Source organism: Priestia sp. JV24, from assembly GCF_025910025.1.
GTDB classification, from domain to species: Bacteria; Bacillota; Bacilli; order Bacillales; family Bacillaceae_H; genus Priestia; species Priestia megaterium.
Genome location: NZ_JAPCIN010000072.1, coordinates 1 through 1,074, shown reverse-complemented (window position 1 = coordinate 1,074; position 1,074 = coordinate 1). Strand labels below are relative to the sequence as shown.

Here is a 1,074-nt window from a genome sequence, read left to right as displayed (position 1 = left end):
GCTTTAATGCCTTATTCTCTTTTTCATAGCGATCAAGCTCATGGCTCAATGCATGCGTACGCTTATGCTCGGCCGCCAATGTTTGCTGGAGCTCTTTTGTGAGGCTCATCAGCTCATGAAAATCTGTTTCCTCCACTTTCACTTTGGAACCCATGACACTCTTGGCCGCCTCTACTTCAATCGGTTGGCTACATAACTCTTCAATCCGTCTCTCGCTACGTATCTCAACGGGTGGTGCTGATTTTAACTCCACTAAATTGTCCATCTGTTGGAGCTCTTTTTCCTTGTGAGCCACTAATTGTTGCAGATGCTTTAGCTCTTTTTCGCGTTCTTGTTTTTTAAACTCATGAACACTCTTATGCTGCAGCTCGCTCCGCTCGCCACGCTCAATGTCATAGCCACGTTTGTTCATATAGTTGTGAAAGTCATCCTGAATTCGACGAATCTTGGTTTTGCCATGGAAGTACTCTTTCGCCGCCAAGCGCCGATCATCTGTGATTGGCACAAACCCCACGTGCATGTGTGGCGTCGCTTCATCGTTATGTACCACGGCATACAAAATGTTCTGCTGACCATACTTGCCGGCAATATGATCTAGTGATGCTTCAAAATATTTACGCTGCTCGTCTGGCGACATCGCATGCATATATTCCGGACTGGCCGATACAAAGAACTCTGCCACCAGGACCGCATCATTCCGAATTTTTCGTTTCACACGGGTGGCCGTCATCTTCTTAATTTCTTCATGATACTTAATTTTGTCCTCATTCATGAAGTCATAGTTGAGCATCGTTCTGGTTGAATCGATGTCTTTATTTTTACTGTTCTCGCCTTCTCGTTGGTTGTGTTTTTGGATCCCCAATATTGCGTCTTTGTGGAACTTTTGCATGCGGATAATCCCATATTTGGCCATCCCTCAATCCCCCATTTCGACCACTGTACTTGGGTCTAGCATACCACAATTTGAGATTTGGTGTAACGCACTACACCAATTTTTCATCTTCGATAAAATTGGGAGCGCGCTCTACGAGGTGGCGGTCGGCGTTCCTCCCTGTGTTTGGCTTCGCCAAAATG

General features: G+C 45.7%; 1 protein-coding gene. It reads right to left on the bottom strand.

Features of this window, described 5'->3' with window-relative positions:
• A partial coding sequence (mobV, locus tag OK414_RS29655; protein ID WP_263046361.1) for a MobV family relaxase occupies positions 1–913 on the bottom strand: 913 nt, incomplete at its 3' end.
• Positions 914–1,074 lie beyond the last annotated feature (161 nt).